15 protein-coding genes and 6 pseudogenes are annotated in these 17,044 nt (G+C 57.5%); 13 read left to right on the top strand and 8 right to left on the bottom strand.

Annotated elements, in window-relative coordinates; genetic code table 11:
- Positions 1-428 precede the first annotated feature (428 nt).
- Complete coding sequence (locus ASD31_RS25365; protein ID WP_056331637.1) at positions 429-650, bottom strand: Ku protein; 222 nt, start codon at positions 648-650, stop codon at positions 429-431.
- Positions 651-968: 318 nt separating this feature from the next.
- On the opposite strand from ASD31_RS25365, the pseudogene ASD31_RS26725 reads away from it, so the two are divergent.
- The 4 genes and pseudogenes from ASD31_RS26725 to ASD31_RS25870 form a co-directional block, all read left to right on the top strand.
- A pseudogene (locus ASD31_RS26725) lies at positions 969-1,240 on the top strand (hypothetical protein); the annotation flags it as partial.
- A gap of 54 nt (positions 1,241-1,294) precedes the next feature.
- Positions 1,295-3,955, top strand: a complete 2,661-nt coding sequence (gene ligD / locus ASD31_RS07810; protein WP_056331635.1) for a DNA ligase D — start codon at positions 1,295-1,297, stop codon at positions 3,953-3,955.
- A 23-nt stretch (positions 3,956-3,978) separates the two neighbouring features.
- Complete coding sequence (locus tag ASD31_RS07805; protein ID WP_056331633.1) at positions 3,979-4,842, top strand: hypothetical protein; 864 nt, start codon at positions 3,979-3,981, stop codon at positions 4,840-4,842.
- 293 nt (positions 4,843-5,135) lie between these two features.
- Entirely contained in the window at positions 5,136-5,297 is a 162-nt protein-coding gene (locus ASD31_RS25870; protein ID WP_156392558.1) for a hypothetical protein, read from the top strand.
- Positions 5,298-5,584: 287 nt separating this feature from the next.
- Here the strand turns inward: ASD31_RS25870 and ASD31_RS07800 are convergent, their stop codons facing one another.
- Entirely contained in the window at positions 5,585-5,866 is a 282-nt protein-coding gene (locus tag ASD31_RS07800) for a hypothetical protein (protein ID WP_056331632.1), read from the bottom strand.
- A 244-nt stretch (positions 5,867-6,110) separates the two neighbouring features.
- Positions 6,111-6,230, bottom strand: a pseudogene (locus ASD31_RS26720) (IS5/IS1182 family transposase); the annotation flags it as partial.
- A 443-nt stretch (positions 6,231-6,673) separates the two neighbouring features.
- Between ASD31_RS26720 and minC the strand changes: the two are divergent.
- The 4 genes and pseudogenes from minC to ASD31_RS07780 form a co-directional block, all read left to right on the top strand.
- Positions 6,674-7,408 carry a septum site-determining protein MinC gene (gene minC, locus ASD31_RS07795; RefSeq protein WP_056331696.1) on the top strand — a complete coding sequence of 245 codons (735 nt, stop codon included), beginning with the start codon at positions 6,674-6,676 and terminating at the stop codon, positions 7,406-7,408.
- A 31-nt stretch (positions 7,409-7,439) separates the two neighbouring features.
- Positions 7,440-8,255, top strand: coding sequence for a septum site-determining protein MinD (minD, locus tag ASD31_RS07790; protein ID WP_056331630.1), 816 nt, complete (start codon positions 7,440-7,442; stop codon positions 8,253-8,255).
- On the top strand, positions 8,252-8,515 hold the full coding sequence (gene minE, locus ASD31_RS07785; RefSeq protein ID WP_056331628.1) for a cell division topological specificity factor MinE: 264 nt from the start codon (positions 8,252-8,254) through the stop codon (positions 8,513-8,515). The genes minD and minE overlap by 4 nt, the downstream gene beginning before the upstream one ends.
- Before the next feature lie 36 nt (positions 8,516-8,551).
- Positions 8,552-9,550, top strand: a pseudogene (locus ASD31_RS07780) (IS21/IS408/IS1162 family transposase); the annotation flags it as partial.
- A gap of 312 nt (positions 9,551-9,862) precedes the next feature.
- On the opposite strand, the gene ASD31_RS07775 reads toward ASD31_RS07780, so the two are convergent.
- The gene (locus tag ASD31_RS07775) at positions 9,863-10,678 is read right to left on the bottom strand and encodes an AraC family transcriptional regulator (protein WP_056331626.1); all 816 of its coding nucleotides are present in this window, start codon (positions 10,676-10,678) and stop codon (positions 9,863-9,865) included.
- A 71-nt stretch (positions 10,679-10,749) separates the two neighbouring features.
- Between ASD31_RS07775 and ASD31_RS07770 the strand changes: the two genes are divergently transcribed.
- Positions 10,750-11,730 carry an NmrA family NAD(P)-binding protein gene (locus ASD31_RS07770; RefSeq protein WP_056331624.1) on the top strand — a complete coding sequence of 327 codons (981 nt, stop codon included), beginning with the start codon at positions 10,750-10,752 and terminating at the stop codon, positions 11,728-11,730.
- 316 nt (positions 11,731-12,046) lie between these two features.
- On the opposite strand, the gene ASD31_RS07765 is transcribed toward ASD31_RS07770, so the two are convergent.
- A complete protein-coding gene (locus ASD31_RS07765) occupies positions 12,047-12,481 on the bottom strand; it encodes a winged helix-turn-helix transcriptional regulator (RefSeq protein WP_056331622.1) in 435 nt (144 codons plus the stop codon).
- Positions 12,482-12,598: 117 nt separating this feature from the next.
- On the opposite strand from ASD31_RS07765, the gene ASD31_RS07760 reads away from it, so the two are divergent.
- Positions 12,599-13,510 carry an NmrA/HSCARG family protein gene (locus tag ASD31_RS07760; protein WP_056331620.1) on the top strand — a complete coding sequence of 304 codons (912 nt, stop codon included), beginning with the start codon at positions 12,599-12,601 and terminating at the stop codon, positions 13,508-13,510.
- A gap of 224 nt (positions 13,511-13,734) precedes the next feature.
- Here ASD31_RS07760 and ASD31_RS25350 read toward each other — a convergent pair.
- Both ASD31_RS25350 and ASD31_RS26965 read right to left on the bottom strand, forming a co-directional pair.
- Positions 13,735-14,061, bottom strand: a pseudogene (locus tag ASD31_RS25350) (IS21 family transposase); the annotation flags it as partial.
- Positions 14,062-14,191: 130 nt separating this feature from the next.
- Complete coding sequence (locus ASD31_RS26965) at positions 14,192-14,413, bottom strand: hypothetical protein (protein WP_082520482.1); 222 nt, start codon at positions 14,411-14,413, stop codon at positions 14,192-14,194.
- A gap of 464 nt (positions 14,414-14,877) precedes the next feature.
- Here ASD31_RS26965 and ASD31_RS07745 point away from each other — a divergent pair.
- The 3 genes and pseudogenes from ASD31_RS07745 to ASD31_RS07740 all read left to right on the top strand — a co-directional run.
- Positions 14,878-15,150, top strand: a pseudogene (locus ASD31_RS07745) (IS481 family transposase); the annotation flags it as partial.
- Positions 15,151-15,285: 135 nt separating this feature from the next.
- Positions 15,286-15,526: pseudogene (locus ASD31_RS27080) on the top strand (IS110 family transposase); the annotation flags it as partial.
- A gap of 144 nt (positions 15,527-15,670) precedes the next feature.
- A complete protein-coding gene (locus ASD31_RS07740; RefSeq protein WP_056331612.1) occupies positions 15,671-16,471 on the top strand; it encodes a Ku protein in 801 nt (266 codons plus the stop codon).
- 7 nt (positions 16,472-16,478) lie between these two features.
- Here ASD31_RS07740 and ASD31_RS07735 read toward each other — a convergent pair whose 3' ends face one another.
- Positions 16,479-16,946, bottom strand: a complete 468-nt coding sequence (locus ASD31_RS07735; protein WP_413813802.1) for a Ku protein — start codon at positions 16,944-16,946, stop codon at positions 16,479-16,481.
- Between the last annotated feature and the right edge of the window lie 98 nt (positions 16,947-17,044).

The raw sequence follows: 17,044 nt of genomic DNA, 5'->3' as shown, positions 1-17,044 counted from the left end.
TCCTTCTCTTGGTGGGCTTTTTCTGCGTCGAATGGGTCCTGCATCGAAAACCCGTCGGTTCTAAACCGGTGTTCAGGGCCTCTGTTTTTCCCTTTTAGTTAGACCAAAATCACTACCCTCTATCTTGCTTCGGGCGTCTCTGGCACAGGTTGGAAGAGCGTCAAGACACCCAGGACTACCGCCTATCGATGCCACCCAGCTCCTCAGCTGAGAGCTGCACACGATCCTTGCAATTTTGCTCGGATTTTATGTCGCCGGCAACGACAAAAGCTTTGCGTCCGGCTTCCTCCACCCACTTTGCGATGTCGCGAGTGTCATCGTCGTCGGTGAATAGGAAGTGGCGACGTCGCAACCTTCGCGGATAAAAGCGATGGCGATTACCTCGCCGATCCCGGAGTCAGCTCCAGCGATGAGGACGACTTTTCCTGTCAGCTTGCCGTATCCATCCCGGCCGTCTTGGCGGTGAAGGCTTCAGCCTCCAGCACCTTGTCGGAATCATGAACGACCGCTACGACGTCATCAGGGCCGATCATGTAGTCGCCGTTGCCTGTCTCGAAGCCCTTCACCTGTTGGTCGCGTTCCACGACTTCCTCGCTCTCACCGTCGATGAACTCGCGTTTCAGACGGTTGCCAGTGCTCTCATTGATCATGTGGAGCTGATCCGCTCGGACGTTGAGGTTGCCGTGTAGTGGCCAACGGCACAGCTGAGTTCACTATTCTTCAAGTTACCTTTCACTGAGCGCGATGTGCTGCCATTTCCGTTCCTCCAAGTCCATTCGGGAGGTAACTAAGCGCCGCCCACTTGGTTCCGGCGCTTTCGTTGGAGGGGATCTTGTCGTTCAGGGCGAAGGGTCAATGTGGCGGTTTCAACGCAATGTGGGAAATACGTGCAGCCGAACAGGAGGGTAGTGAAACCACTCGGGAGCCAGCAGCGTTTCAACAGTGATGGAACAAAAGGACAAGTTGACATGGCAGACGACAGCACGGCGACAATACGAGCGACGTTTGAAACACGCGCGGCATCCAACCTCGCCGTCGAACACCTTGTTCAGCAACACGGTATTTCCGAGATTTTGTTCAGTCCGCGAGTGCCGAAAATACGACCGGCTCCAGGCCGTCCGGCTGCCACGCCTCGAAGGCGAGATTGTAGTCTCTTACGGATATCGCCGCCGATCAGGTCGCCGCCGTCCAACGAAGTTTCGTAGATGCCAGACGATCAGCCTTTCGGGCAAATAACAGGTTTCCGGGCCGCGTTGAAATCGGCCCTGTTTCTCTTGCATTGGGATTAAACACCATGGTCGACAACCTTTCGACATACCGTGGCAAACGCGATTTCAAAAAGACCGCCGAGCCAAGCGGAGAGGCGAAGGTGAGTACGTCCAGCCGTCGTCGGTTCGTGATCCAGAAGCATGACGCGACGCGGCTGCACTACGATCTTCGGCTGGAGCTGAACGGCGTGTTCAAATCCTGGGCGGTGACAAGAGGTCCCTCTCTCGATCCTGGCGACAAGCGCCTTGCGGTTGAAGTGGAGGATCATCCGCTCGACTACGGAGATTTCGAAGGCACCATCCCCAAAGGCCAGTACGGGGGCGGGACGGTTATGCTGTGGGATCGGGGTTACTGGGAGCCGGAGGGAAAGAAGACGCCGGAAGAGGCGCTCGCCAAGGGTGACTTCAAGTTCACGCTTGAGGGTGATCGCCTACATGGCAGTTTCGTGCTCGTGCGCATGCGGCATGATCGCGACGGTGGCAAACGCACCAACTGGCTGTTGATCAAGCACCATGACGAGTTCTCCGTCGAGGGAAATGGTGCGGCTGTGCTTGAGAACGATACCTCAGTGGCGTCCGGCCGAACGATGGAGGTTATCGCATCCGGCAAAGGCAAGAAGCCGAAACCGTTCATGCTGAAAGGCGGCGCGGTTGAAGCGGATGCGGTGTGGGACAGCAATCACGGTCTTGCCGCTGAAGAGCGCAAGGCCGGGTCAAAGACAGCCACCAAGTCAGCGAAGAAGCCGGCGGCCGCCAAACGCGTGAAATCTTCGATGCCGGACTTTATCGCGCCGCAGCTTTGCGAGACCCTGGCGCGTCCGCCATCTGCCAATGGCTGGATTCACGAGATCAAATTCGACGGCTATCGCATCCAGATGCGGGTCGAGAACGGTGAGGTCACCTTGAAGACCCGCAAGGGCCTGGACTGGACAGCGAAATGGTCTGCGATTGCTGCGTCGGCGTCTAAGTTTCCCGACTGCATCATCGATGGTGAGATCTGCGCCCTCGATGAAAATGGCGCCCCCGATTTTGCCGAGTTGCAGGCTTCGCTGTCGGAGGGCAAGACGGACGACCTGGTCTTTTTCGCCTTTGATCTCCTGTTCGTCGGCGACGAGGACCTGCGCGAATTGCCGCTCACCGAGCGAAAAGAGAGGCTGGCTGTATTCTTGTCCGACGGTGGCGACGATCCCAGGCTTCGCTTCGTTGAGCATTTTGAAACCGGCGGTGAAGCGGTGCTGAAGTCTGCCTGTCGGCTTTCCCTGGAAGGCATCGTCTCCAAACAGGCTGATGCGCCCTACCGGTCCGGACGCACGGAGAGCTGGGCCAAGTCGAAATGCCGCGCTGGTCATGAAGTGGTCATCGGCGCCTATGCCACGACGAACGGTAAGTTCCGCTCGCTGCTCGTCGGCGTCAACCGCGGCGACCACTTCGTCTATGTCGGCCGCGTCGGTACGGGCTATGGCGCAAAGGTCCTTGGGACGCTTTTGCCGAAGCTGAAGGAATTGGAGACGTCAAAGTCACCGTTCACAGGCATCGGTTCGCCGAAAAAGTCATCCGACACCGTTTGGCTGGAACCGCAACTCGTCGCCGAGATCGAGTTTGCCGGCTGGACAGCGGACGGACAGGTCCGACAAGCGGCGTTCAAGGGCTTGCGGGAAGACAAACCGGCCCAGGAGGTGGAAGCTGAGCCGCCCGCGTCTTCGGTCGCTAGCGAGGTCCCCGATCCGGGGACCTCCAAGCCGCGGCCCAAGCGTTTCCGCAAGGCTGCCAAGACCGAAGTCATGGGCGTGATGATCTCCAGTCCGGACAAGCCGCTTTGGCCGCATGCCGGCGATGACGAACCGGTCACCAAGCTCGACCTGGCGCGTTATCACGAAGCGGTTGGACCTTGGCTGATCGACCATATCAAGGGGCGACCTTGCTCGATCATTCGCACGCCTGGTGGTATTGGCGGCGAGCAGTTCTTCCAGCGCCATGCCATGCCCGGAACGTCCAACCTGCTTGAGCTCGTCACCGTCTTCGGCGACAAGAAGCCTTATCTGCAGATCGACCGTGTCGAGGGACTGGTTGCGATTGCTCAAATCGGCGGCGCCGAACTTCACCCGTGGAACTGCGAGCCCAATCAACCGGAAGTTCCGGGACGACTGGTCTTCGATCTTGATCCTGGTCCGGATGTGGAATTCTCCACGGTCGTCGAGGCCGCACGAGACATCCGCGACCGCCTCGAGGATTTGGGGCTTGTCAGCTTCTGCAAGACGACTGGCGGCAAGGGCTTGCATGTCGTTACGCCCTTGGCCGTCCCGAAGGGCAAGAAACTCAGCTGGGATGAGGCTAAAGGCTTTGCCCACGATGTCTGCCAGGATATGGCGCGCGACAATCCGGAGCTCTACCTGATCAAGATGGCAAAGAACCAGCGTGAGGGCCGCATCTTCCTCGATTATTTGCGCAACGACCGAATGGCGACGGCGGTTGCGCCATTGTCGCCGCGCGCACGTCCCGGAGCAACAGTCTCGATGCCGCTCAACTGGAGTCAGGTGAAAACAGATCTCGATCCCAAACGGTTCACGATCCGCACCGTGCCGGAGTTATTGAAGAAGAACAACGCCTGGCAGGACTATTGTGTTGGGCAGCGACCGCTGGAACAGGCCATCAAGCGATTGGCAAAATCACGATGGGCGGCGGCTTGAGGATGACCATAAGCGATTGAGCGATGGATAGAGAGACCGAGCCACCCGTCGGAGCGACGACGGACCTTCCTCATGATCGCATCACGGTTCAACGGTTTCGTGAGTCGTTTCCCCGCGCCCGATGGAGCGACAGGCTGAACGCCTGGTTTGTACCTGGACGAACTGCTGGCAAGCGGATCGGACGCTGGCTCGCCCAGATGGAAGCTGAAGCCGATGCTTTTGCGGACGAAAAGGGCAGGGATGCTTTCGCGTTCGAGCCGATCGAAAGCCGCTATCTCGAAGCTGCCCCGTCCGGTCTGCAAATCCGGACGCCCTATTCGCGCACGCTGGTGACCGAAATTCGGGAGATTCCAATGGCGCGATGGGATGCGGATCGCCGCCTGTGGACAGTCCCTTACCGATCACTGGATGAGTTACGCCGGCGATGGCCAGCGATCGAAGCGGCCGCCACGCGGAACGAGCCCGACGAGCGAAAGGCACGGCGTGAGGCGCTGAAAGGCACCGAGGAGGAAGAAGCCGCGAAGGGGAGGACAAGCGAGCGCCGCCGAAAACGCTATCCCGTGCCGGTCAATGACGTTCCCCCTTTCGATCGCGCGATCGGCACGCATGCAGGCGTCGTTATCTTCACCGATACGCATGGCGAGCTGGCCGATCTGGAAATTGTGACCGCGTTCTATTTTCAGCCGCCACAAGACAAGGAATACGTTTGGGCGACTTGGCGACCGGGGTCCCTTGAGGAATTGATCACGACCTGGCCTGCTCGCACGCCCGCCGGCGAGCGGGAGGTGGCTCGTGGATGGTGGTTGCCCGATCTGGACGAACTGCGGTCTGCGCGGAAGAAAGCCAGATCGAAACGGCGCGCCCAGCAACGACGGCACGCGGATTAGGTCGATTGGAGACACTATTGAGCGGGAATAGACGATGAGCGAGACGGGAAGATTTTAGGGGCTTCCACCCGTGGACGCGCATGCTGACCATAGAAGGCTGCAACCTCTTCCAAGGCTACTATTTCTGCCTCCCCGGCATCCTCGCAGATACGGTCGGTTTGCAGCTTTCGATCGCCACTGCCCAATAACAAAAAAGCTGCCGCGGACGCGGAGGGGGTAGGGCAATTGCGGCGGCGGTCAAAACGAGGGAAGTGAGACATGACTGCTATCCCGCTTTTTGGACGACCAGATCGATGCGAAAGCAGCTCAAGGATGCCGCGCCATCACAAAATGGTCAGTTTGCGAGGGTGACCACGCTGGAGGCCGAGAATTCGGCATTGCGCGAGAAGCATGAGCCGCAGCCTGCGATCATGGCCGGCAAAGCGATGACAGAGCAATCAGACGAGGATGAGTAATGGCGCCGAGAGCGCCAGCAGCGTTAGCGTAACCGCCGTCCACAATCGAGCGTTTCTCATCCACCGGTTTCCCCGGCCTTCCCAGTCATATGTCATTGCATTTCCCCCTGACGCGCATGATCTGGCGTAGCGCCGTCAAAGGTCAAGAGCGTGTCAAACACAACGGACAATAAAAAAGCCCTAGTCCGAAGAGGGAGAACTAGGGCCAGGGCTTGGCGCGGGGGATGATCCGCGTGGCTGCATGTCAATCTATCAAATTTCCTCCCTGTCGCATATGATAAAAGAGATCACCTAACGTCGTTAAAAAACATGAAGTCTGATGATTTCCTGCGGGATATGATCTGCACTGTTCGGTCCGGCTGGATTTGATAGATCTCATACCAGCGCGTGCCGTTATTGCCCAGGAACCGATGCTCGAACGTGCTGCCGATCGGCGACTTCATCAGCTTGGTTCTCGGCTGCCCGCCATACGTGATGCTTCCGGGGATAGGTTCAAGCGACTGATGTGAGGCTGAGGTTGTGCAGGATGCGACCATCGCAGCGACGGCAAAGATAATTATCGACTTCATATCGCGTCTCCCTGGCGCAGGCTCACGACCCGATTAGGCGAGGCCCGGCGCGAGGGGGTCGACGCCAGGGCCTCTTGCCGACCCGGAGAACCCAAAACTACGGGCCAGCTGACCAACAATCGCGCCAGCGCCTTAAAGTTCCTCCACTTCGTCAAAAGGCACCAAATGGCCGAGATGATCTCCGCGCAACAGCTTCGTTTGACCGCAGAGGAGAAGACTTAGCGTTCCGGCACGTCCCGCCAGGACGCCAGAGGATGCCATTGATCACGCGACGATCATCAACTCGTCGCAGTCCACGGCACTCGTGCCGCAAGAGGGGTGCAATAACTGCGCATTCCTCATCACTCAATTCATGAAGTCGCAAAGCACTCTCCTTTCACGGACATTGAATCAGATCACCGCGCGAAGATGAACCTCTTTTCGGGGACGCGCCCCAGGACATGTCCTGTCTGGGTTTGAGAAGCTGATAGACATGAAACTGTAAGAACAGGGTCGATAGTTCTTACCTCTTCAAGGCGGGAGAAAAGCTCGTCAGACACGTGGTCCAATTCAAGATGCGGATATGCCAAAGACGGGTTTCGCCTCGTCGTTCCGCTTCTACGCACCAGCGTTAAGGTCTTGGGATTTCGGCAATCACGCCGTCAGGCAAGGACTTTCGTCAAAGCGCGTCCATTTATCCCTCGGGCCAAGCTGTCCGTTCCATCCTCGCACAAGCTAACTGGGTGACTTTGGATGACCAGCCAACATGCCGTTAACTCCTTGTTAACCATTTTCTCGCTACAGCCAGACAACGCAAAATTAACAAAGATGAACGATGTGTTAACCCAGCCCCGCCCGATACGTCTCAAGGGACGATCTTTCCTCGCGCTCGCCCTTAGCCCCGAGATGCCAGTAGATGATTGGCTGGCCCAACTGGATAACCTCGCGGCCCGATCTGCTGGTTTCTTCCTGCGAAAACCAATCGTTCTTGATTTAACAAACCTTGACATCGAGCAAGACGAACTTCGGGATCTCGTCGGCAAACTTGCTGCGAGAAAAGTCCGGGTCATGGGAATTGAGGGGGCGAAGTCTTCGTTGCTGGCTCCAGACCTGCCCCCCGGGTTGAACGACGGCAAGCAGACTTCCGACGTCGAAATTCCCGAGTTCGAAGAATCTCCCTCCCCAGCGGCGGCGGTAAATTCAACAAAGACGGCTTCGGAATCACTGCGATCTAAACCATCCATGGTGGTTACCCAGCCCGTTCGCTCGGGCCAATCTCTTCACCACGCGGAAGGGGATGTCACTATTGTTGGTTCTGTGGCCTCTGGTTCCGAGGTGGTCGCTAGTGGCTCGATCCACGTCTATGGGGCATTAAGGGGTCGCGTTATGGCGGGGACGATGGGCAATTCCACCGCGCGAATCTTTTGTACCAAGTTGGACGCGGAGTTGATCGCGATTGATGGCTTCTATCTGACAGCAGAGGACCTGGAGCCGAGTTTGCGCGGGAAAGCGGTTCAGATTTGGCTCGAGGGCGAAACCATAAAAGTGGCCGCAGTGATTTAATTCAGAGAGTCTGGAAGAAAATGGAGATGATATGGGCAAGGTCATAGTCGTAACCTCTGGCAAAGGCGGCGTCGGCAAAACGACATCAACAGCCGCGCTGGGTGCCGCGCTTGCGCAGAATGGCGCGAAGGTCGTTGTTGTGGATTTCGATGTCGGTCTCCGCAACCTTGATCTCGTCATGGGTGCCGAGCGGCGTGTCGTATACGATCTGGTAAACGTTATCCAGGGTGAAGCGAAACTTACGCAGGCCCTGATACGAGACAAGCGCGTGGAGACGCTATTCCTGCTTCCGGCGTCACAGACCCGCGACAAGGACAACTTGACCCCTGAGGGGGTGGAGAACGTCATTACGGCTCTCAAGAACGCTTTTGATTGGGTAATCTGCGATAGCCCTGCGGGCATCGAAAGCGGAGCAACCTTGGCAATGCGCCACGCGGATGCGGCCATAGTCGTCACAAATCCGGAGGTCTCGTCGGTGCGTGACTCAGATCGCATCATCGGCCTGTTGGACTCAAAGACGCTCAAGGCCGAAAATGGCGAGACGATGGAGAAGCACCTCCTTCTGACACGTTATGATGCGGGGCGCGCAGAACGAGGCGATATGCTGAAGGTTGACGACGTGCTGGAAATACTGTCGATCCCGCTCCTTGGGATTATACCAGAGAGCATGGACGTGCTACGGGCATCTAACGTGGGCTCTCCTGTCACCTTGGCTGACGGTCGCAGCGCTCCGGCAATCGCGTATTTCGAGGCTGCCCGTCGACTCAAGGGCGAGGCGTTGCCGATTGTTATCCCCGGCGACAAGCGAGGCCTGTTTGGAAAAATCTTCGGCAGGAGGGCTGCATGAATCTCCTCCGAATGTTTTCGAGGCAGCAATCCGGAGCGGCCGCCCGCGAGCGACTTCAAGTGTTGCTCGCGCATGACCGCGCTTCGACAGGCGATTCCGAACTTGTCACAAAGTTGCGTGATGAAATCCTCCGCGCGATTTCCAAACATATGGAAGTCGATGCCGACAAGGTCAGCGTGAAGTTGGAGCGAGGTATTCCAGTATCCACGCTATTTGTGGATGTCGAAATCCCCCATGACGCGGAAAGGAAGGCAGCGTAAGAGCCGCCTTCACAACCGCAAGCGTTGTTGGTTATGCGTGAGAGCCAGGAGATGGTGTTCCATGCCCACGACAAGGCCTTCGACTTTTTCCGAGGCACCTGCACGCGCGGCATCTACGACAACATGAAGACGGCGGTCGAGACCGTGTTCGTCGGCAAGGAGCGGCAATATAACCGCCGTTTCCTGCAGATGTGTAGCCACTACCTGGTTCAACCTGTTGCCTGCACGCCCGCATCCGGATGGGAAAAGGGACAAGTCGAGAACCAGGTCGGTCTGGTTCGAGAGCGCTTCTTCACACCACGCCTGCGGGTCAAAAGTCTGGAGGAGCTGACTGTCTGGCTGCTCGACAAATGCATCGCCTATGCCAAGGCACATCGCCATCCCGAGCAGACCGAGCGAATGATCTGGCAAGTGTTCGAGGAGGAACGCGGTAGCCTCGTGCACTACGTCGGGCCATTCGACGGCTTCCACAGCGTCCCGGCCTCGGTGTTGAAGACCTGCACGGTTCGTTTCGATAACAACAAATACTCCGTGCTCTCAGCGGCGGTCGGCCGCCCTGTCGAGGTTCATGCCGATGCCGACCGGATCGTCATCCGGCAGGACGGGGCGAATGTGGGAGAGCATCAGCGTTGCTTTGGCCGGGGCGAGACAGCCTACAATCCTTGGCATTATGTGCCTATTCTGGCTCGCAAACCCGGAGCTCTGCGCAATGGTGCACCGTTCAGGGACTGGGCGTTGCCAGCGGCGATGGAGAAAGCCCGCAAGCGACTGAAGGGCATTCATGACGGTGATCGGCAAATGGTCACCATCCTTGCATGCGTTCCGGCCGATGGTCTGGTGGCCGTGGATGCGGCCTGCCAAGAGGCGCTGGATCACGGCGTCTGCTCGGCCTCGGTGATCATCAACATCCTGGCCCGCAGCCGTGATCCGGCTCCAGCGGCAACTCTTCAAACCCCGGATGCGCTTCGATTGACCCATGAGCCGGTCGCCGACTGCGCCCGCTATGACAGGCTCACAGGTTGCGGCGCTGATTGACGGAATCGCGGATTGAATGTCATTCCCCAACTTAAGGGGTAATGCCACTGCCGAGCCTACCTCTGTGGTGAGTTGAAGGACGAGGCTGGCACACCCGCCGGTTCGGCCGCCAATCAACACGCGACATGTTGCGGTGCTGTGCAGCCGGAATGGCACCCGCTCCCTGCTCCACGCCCGGCTATAGATCAGCCCAAAACCGCTGGAGAGACCTCACTGCTGAGTAAATTGGGATCTAGGCCACCTACTCTACGCGAGGCTCGGATCGCGAAGACTTACTGCCAGTGCCTTCGGACGGGCAAAGTCTCACGCGCGCTAGGCGCTCAAAAGCCGATCGGTAAAGTAGCGCGACGGCGTGGTCCCGAGCGCCTTCCTGAACATCACGATGAAGGCGGTCGTGGATTCGTACCCTAACTCGCCTGCCACCTGTTGGACTGTCGCACCGCCGGCAAGTTCCCGCAGGGCTATGACGAGATGGAGCTGGCGACGCCAGCGGCCGAAGCTCAATCCTGTCTCCTGGACCATAAGCCTCTTCAACGTTCGCCCACTGACGGCGACATGCTCAGCCCATTGGATGAGGGTACGGCGGTCGCTCGGGTTTGCCAAAAGTGCCGTAGCGATCAAAGCGATCTTTGGATGATCAGATACAGGTAGCTCCAGCCTCTCGCGCGGCATCAGCGCGAGCTCATCGAGCATGACCCGCACAAGGCGGTCGCCATGAGCGTCGCGAGCGTCAGTTTCTGACAATTCCGCTACCCGATGTATCATCTCCCGAAGCATGGGCGATACCGAAAGCGTGCAGCATTTAGCCGGAAGCATGGCCGCGCCGGGCTCGACAAAAAGGTACGTCAGACGAGCATTGGACGTGACCTGATTACTGTGAGGAACGCCGCCGGGGACCCAAAGTCCGCAGTCGGGCGGAACGACCCAGACCCCATTCTCCGCTGTGCAGGTGACCGCGCCGTGGAGCGCCAAGATCAGTTGACCCTGCGGGTGCTGGTGTAGCACCCCCTCGGCTCCATATTCGGCGAAGTCCACTCTGATCGCAATCGCCGGACCATGCGGGAAGCTCAGGTCGATGGCGGTGCTGCAGGATGGCTTGTTCGAAGGTTGGCCCATTTTCGAGATCATATGGCATTATCTCCACTTTCGTCCGCCACGCTAGCCTCTAGGATCTGGTTAAACAACTCAGGAGTTTAGCCATGCGTATTGCCGTGGTTGGCGCGACCGGCAGGATCGGCGCCAGACTGACCGAAAACCTTTTGGCCAAAGGCCATTCGATCAAAGCTCTTTCGAGGGGAGGGCCTGCCCTCGATGCCCTTGTCGCGAAGGGAGCAGAACCATTCATTGGCAGTTTCGACACGGGTGCTGGCGAACTTGTCACGTTCTTCGAAGACGCTGACGCTGCTTTCCTGATGGTCAAGACCCTTTGGGGATCGGAAGACTTCCATGGGCACTACCCTGCGGTAGCGCTTCGGTTTTTCGACGCACTTCGGGATTCCCCAGTGAAACTGGCCGTGAGCCTGACCGGGATGGGATCCGAGGTAAGTGGAAATACGGGTCATTTCCAGGGTTTCCATATTCTGGACCAGATCCTCAACCGGCTGGGCGACATCAATTTGGTGCACCTGCAGGGCGGTTGGTTCATGCAGGACCTGGCCAGATGGAGCGACGCGATCGCCCGGTACCACAGGATCGGCTGGACTCTTGAGCCCAATGTCAAAAATCCCTGGGTTGCCATTGAGGACATCGCGGATTTCGCGGCGAAGGAGTTTGACACGCCGACTGGCCAGCACCGATCGGTGAAGCAACTGGGGATCGATTACACGATGACCGAAATCGCCGCGATGATCGGCCGTGCCATTGGGCGAGAGGTTGATTATGGTTTCGTCGATCCGAATGATCGTGAGGTCGAAACGGTATTCCGGGAGAGGTTCGGAACGCTCGATCGGTGGGTCTATGACAAGAATACCTCGGCTGCTCTCAACGATGGGCGTGTAAAGTTTCTCGATGATCGTCCGGCGCTGCCAACGACAATGGAAGAATTCGTCAAGAGCACCCTGACACCACTGATCGAGAAGGCGCGGACGGATGGCGTCAAACCAGGGAGCTTCCTAACGTGGAGTTCACAAAAAGACGGAAGAAGCCAACCCGCGCAGGATGGAACATCTGCCGCAAGATAACAGGTGACGTTAGGCGAAGCGACTTTGTTTCTGTGGACACCGCAATGCTGGCAGCACCCTCCTGTTGCTTCCGGGTTGTTGCTCAGTGATTGACCCGTTCTGCATCCTCCGGCATTGCCGGGTTGCAGCCAGCAATCGTCAAGTCGGTTCTACCGTCGACGGAAACAGCCAATGCTCGCAAGCGAACCGCCGGTAGCGAGTATGCTTTGCCGGACATGAGCAGACCCGCGACCAGCGTAGTGTTGCGGTGCCTGTAGGGAACCGTCCGCAGCCGCTCGCCTTGCGTCGGCGGAAACGGTTTTGATCCGTTTCATCTTCACTTCGAAGGCGAATCGACGCTTGTTCCGCTTCGATCAATATCATCGAATTCTTTCCGCGAGGCTTCAATGTCTTGCCAGGTATCCCTGATCCAGCCTGTGAATGCAGCCAGCGGCTCCAGCATGGATCTGCCGCGGGCCGTCAATTCATATTCAACCCGCGGCGGCACTTCAGGATAGTAATGACGCGCAACAAGACCGTCGCGCTCGAGACGACGAAGCGTGAGCGTCAGCATCCGTTGCGAAATGTTCGGAATGCCGCGTCGGATCGCGCCGAACCGCATGGGTGCATCAGGCGACAGCGCAAGCATGGATACGACCAGTATAGTCCATTTGTCGCCGAGACGGGCCAGAACGCTTCCAGGTGCGCAAGGAGTCAATACGGGACCTCGTGCGGTTTCGATAACAGGACGGCCATTGATTTCACGCTGCACCGATGGACTCCTTCAATGGTTATGATGATGTAACCGACGAACAAAAATGTGCCGTCTTGCGCCGATTTTCAATCAGTATCATTTGATAACCTTCATTAATTACGGATGGTAACTGATATGGATCACAATGCGGAATTTCTCGTGTTTGGCGCGACGGGGCAACAAGGCGGAGCGGTTGCGCGTGCACTGAAAGTCAACGGGAGAAAGGTGCGGGCTTTTGTTCGCGATCCGGAAAGCGGCAAGGCCAAGGCTTTGGCTGCCGAAGGTTTTTCCTTGGTCGTCGGCGATCTGTTTGATCTGGACTCAATCGACCGGGCGATAGTCGGCATCGCCGGCCTTTTCAGTGTCCAGACCAGTTCACCGGCAGGTGAAATAACGGACGAACAGGAAGTCTGGCAAGGCAAGGCTATCGCGGACAGCGCACTTCGGCAGGGCGTTGGACATCTCGTCTATTCTTCCGGCGGCGCAGCGGGAAAAGGTCCGACGGGAATGGGTCATTTCGACAGCAAGTCCGAAATTGAAGGTTATGTGCGAAGCCTTCCGATAAAGAGCACGATCACCCGTCCGGCAAGCTTTATGGAGATGATGCTTCTGCCCGGGATGGGACTGCCTCAGAGCGAATTCACCTTCTTCATGCGGCCAGAGCAGTCCATGCAGATGATCGCGGTGGACGACCTCGGCCGGATCAACGCCGAAATCCTCTTTGCCCCGGATCGTTTCGCCGGTAAGGCGATCGATCTTGCGAGTGCATCTGTGACCGGCAAGGAGGTTGAACAGGCATTCACAAAAGCTGCCGGCAAACCGATCGTTTACAGGCGCTTCCCTGAAGAGTTGCTTGCGAGAAATCCTTTCCTCAACCGCCTGACTGAACTTCTGGACAATGGTTTGCTCGCCGGCGCCGCGGATATCCCGGCCCTGGAGCGGGAATTTGGTCATCTGACTTCGCTTGAGGAATGGCTCGTCGGGCCGGGAAAATCGCTGTTTGAAAACGCCCTCAAGGACGAGAAGGCTGAGGTGGCCCTACGCTAAGAGGACAGGGCGAGTGCGATGCAGATGTGGCCATCGGATCTAACTTTGATCGCTGAATGCCGCGACACAACCATTCCCGCGCTGGTGATGTTGAGACCTCGTGTTGAGGTCGCCGGCTGAATGACTATCGCGCCTGCGTATCGGGTCTTGTGCTTGCGAGGAGAAGCAGCCACAGACGTGACCGTCTCAGCAGTGCAAACAGGTCGATGAAGCTATCAGTGATGGCGTTCTTGGCCATGTATTGCCCGCCGTGCGCTGTTCCGCCGTTCCAAAGTCCGCCGAATTCCCTGCCCGAGTTCCGGATGACGCCGCAGCATCTCCTCGTAGAGGGCCACAGAACGAATACCTGGCGAGGACTTCAGGATCGGCACGACTTCGGCGTCGAAGATGTCGACGAGTGGATCGGGACGCCGCCGTTCACGGGCCGGCTTCTTTTGGGATGGTAGCCTGGCATCGCTATCAAGGCGGTAGGCTGTGGCAACGCTTATGGAGGATTTGGCGGCCGCAACGGTGACCGAATGCGTCTGACGCAACTGCATAAAAAGCCTCATTTGATGATCGTTTACATGGCGACCCGGCAATCGGTGCTCCTCTCAGGAATACACCTCGATACTGGGCCGGCCGCGATACACAAACGAGCCGAAAAATCTCGCTGTCAGCCCTGCTGGAACTCCGGTCGGGCTACGCCCTCCTACGTTCCAGCAGGGCTGACAGATTCTCATCTTGATTGACGCGCATTCTCATCCTGATTGTCGCGCCGCAGCCGAGCTCGATCGCCTTGTCGTTCTTGGCGGTGGCCTCGGACACGACCGAGTAGCCCCAGCCTTTGAGTGCGGCCTCAAGGGCGACGGCAAACTCACTTTGATCGGATTTCAGGCGAACAGGATTGGTCGCAGGTGGCATCTGTTCCGCGAGGCGACTTGCGAGGTCGCCCGCGATTGCGCTTGCGGCAGAGCTTGAGACGGCCTCCAAAAACGCCGGAACCGGATTCCTGTTCGAAGGTTTAAAAGTCACGCGGTATTGAACCTAGGTGCTTTGCGCGGAAGAAGCGTTACTGCCCCCGGTTTGTCACAACGTCGTCCGGTACGCCTTGAGAACCTCACGGCAGATATTGCGACGGGGAGTGTCGATAAAGATCGTCGCTTCACAAAACGAGGCGCACGGCACCTCCATCAAATCTCGCGAACCCGAAGGAATCATAACCTGTTGGAATCACCCATCGCTTTTTGAGGCATTCTCTATGCCGACCTGCATATGCGCCGGGGCGGCTCTTGAGCTTCCGTCAACCTTGCGGCGATGAGCGCCACTAGGTGTCTGATCCCGGACTTTGATGGTGCACTCTCATCCATTGAATGGAGGAAAGCATTATGGGCCAGGTTCTTCACGCAAGCGCCACGACGACAGAGGCAGTCCGTCGAGCGATACAACATAGTCGAGAGAGCCTGAGGGCTCTCACGAAGCGCTACGGCATAAGCCACAAGACCGTGGCGAAGTGGAAATGGCGAACTGCGGTCGTCGATCTGCCGACGGGTCCGAGTGAGCCGAAGCCGACCGTCCTGTCGAGCGATGAAGAGGCGATCATCGTCGCATTCCACCAACATACGCTGCTGCCGCTCGACGACTGTCTCTACACCCCGCAAGCGAGGAGGCGCGATTGAAACTGGTCGAAAGCCAAATCAAGGCGATCGATTAAGAGGCCTTGAAGCTGGTGAAACTGGACGACACCCTGGCCGCAAGGCTGGACATCCTTGTCTCCATTCCGGCGTTTCGATCTCACCGCCTGTGTGATGCTGACCGAGATGTCAGAGCTCGACGCGCTCGACCAACGCCAGGCCGTCTCCCTGGCCGGGCTCGCGCCGCATGCCAGGGAATCGGGAAAATGGAAGGGCAAGCGCTTCATCTGCGGTGGACGCGCAAACCTGCGCCAGACTCTACATGCCCGCTCTCGTCGCATCCCGCTTCAATGCCGATCTCGTTCTCGTAAATGCCCTCATCAGAGACGGAAGGCATTGGAAGACAAAAACAGCTTGGTCAAAACGGATACTCAAAGCCCGGAATCCATGCATGGAACAATTTATTGTGACGCCTGTTCTGCTTGGTCAGCCAACGAGAACTCTGTCCACAAGCTCGACCGATGTCGAAGCATCCAGGGAGGAAATCATGGCCCCGCGATCGTTCTGGAAAGGCTACTTAAAACTTTCCCTCGTCACTTGCCGGGTTTCGATGATGCCAGCAACCACCGAAGCTGAGAGAGTCCGCTTTCACACCTTGAATAGGCAAACCGAAAGCAGGGTTGTCAGCCAATATATCGATTCCGTCACAGGCAAGGTCGTCGAGGAAGATGACAGAGTTAAGGGTTTCGAGCGTGGCGAGGACGACTATGTCATGCTGGAAGACGAAGAGCTGGAAGCGGTCGAACTTGAAAGCGCTCGGACGATCGATATTGACAGTTTCGTTCCCAAGGATGATATCGAAGGGATCTGGTACGATACGCCTCATTTCCTGGTGCCGGACGATGAAGTGGGCGAGGAGCCGTTTGCCGTTATCCGCGATGCGATGGCCAGATCCAAAGTTGTGGGCATCGCAAAGCTCGTCATGTATCGACGCGAACGCGCTGTCATGCTCGAGCCGCGGGAAAACGGAATTGTGCTTTGGACATTGCGTTATGGGGACGAAATTCGCGATCCGGATGACTATTTCGGCTCGATGACGGCAGAAGAGTCGGAATCCGAACATATGAAGATGATGGAAAAATTCATCACCGCCCGATCCGCCCCGTGGGATCCATCAATTCTCGAAGACCCGGTCCAAGACCGTCTTCTCGACATCATCAAGGACAAGAAAAAGAAAAACTCGAAGAAAAAGAAGGTTGAGCCGGCGGAGCAGCACCACGCTCGCCCGAAGGGAGAAAACGTCGTCGATCTGATGGCAGCCTTGAAGAAGAGTTTGAAGGCCCGTTGAGCGACGATCAGCCAGCCTTCTTTCTTGGTGTCGCTTTCCGCTTCCTTGCAGGCGACTGCGCTTTGGACTTTGCGGCTTTGGCTTTGCCATCCGTCTTTGACAGGCGGGCGCTTGCGCGCAAAGCCTCCATGAGATCGATGACTTTGGTTGTTTCGGGTTCCGGCTTCGGCTTGATCTTACGGCCTTCGATCTTGGCCTTTACCAACTCCGCAAGAGCTGCCTCGTAGCGATCGTCGAATGTGCTTGGATCGAATTTACCTTTCTTCGATGAGATGATGTGATTGGCAAGGTCCAGAAATTCGTCCTTTATCTTTATATCGGGGGCGTCTTTGAAGGCATCCTTGGCAGAGCGAACCTCGTAGTCGAAGTTTAGCGTCGATGCGACCAGTCCCTTGTCGAAGGGACGGATCAGGACTGTGCGCACACGCCGGAACAACACCGTATCGGCAATGGCTGCGACGTTGCTGCTCTTCAGGTAATCCCCCCGTTTTTAACGGGGCTCCGCAGTAGAATTCACGCGGCCATTTTCAGTTTCTGTGCGGGTGTTATGCCGCCGATGCCCATATTGGGCCG

It is taken from the genome of Rhizobium sp. Root482 (assembly GCF_001426565.1).
Classification (GTDB): domain Bacteria; phylum Pseudomonadota; class Alphaproteobacteria; order Rhizobiales; family Rhizobiaceae; genus Pararhizobium.
Note: the sequence above shows the minus strand (reverse complement) of the source record. Positions and strands in the feature narration are given on the sequence as shown.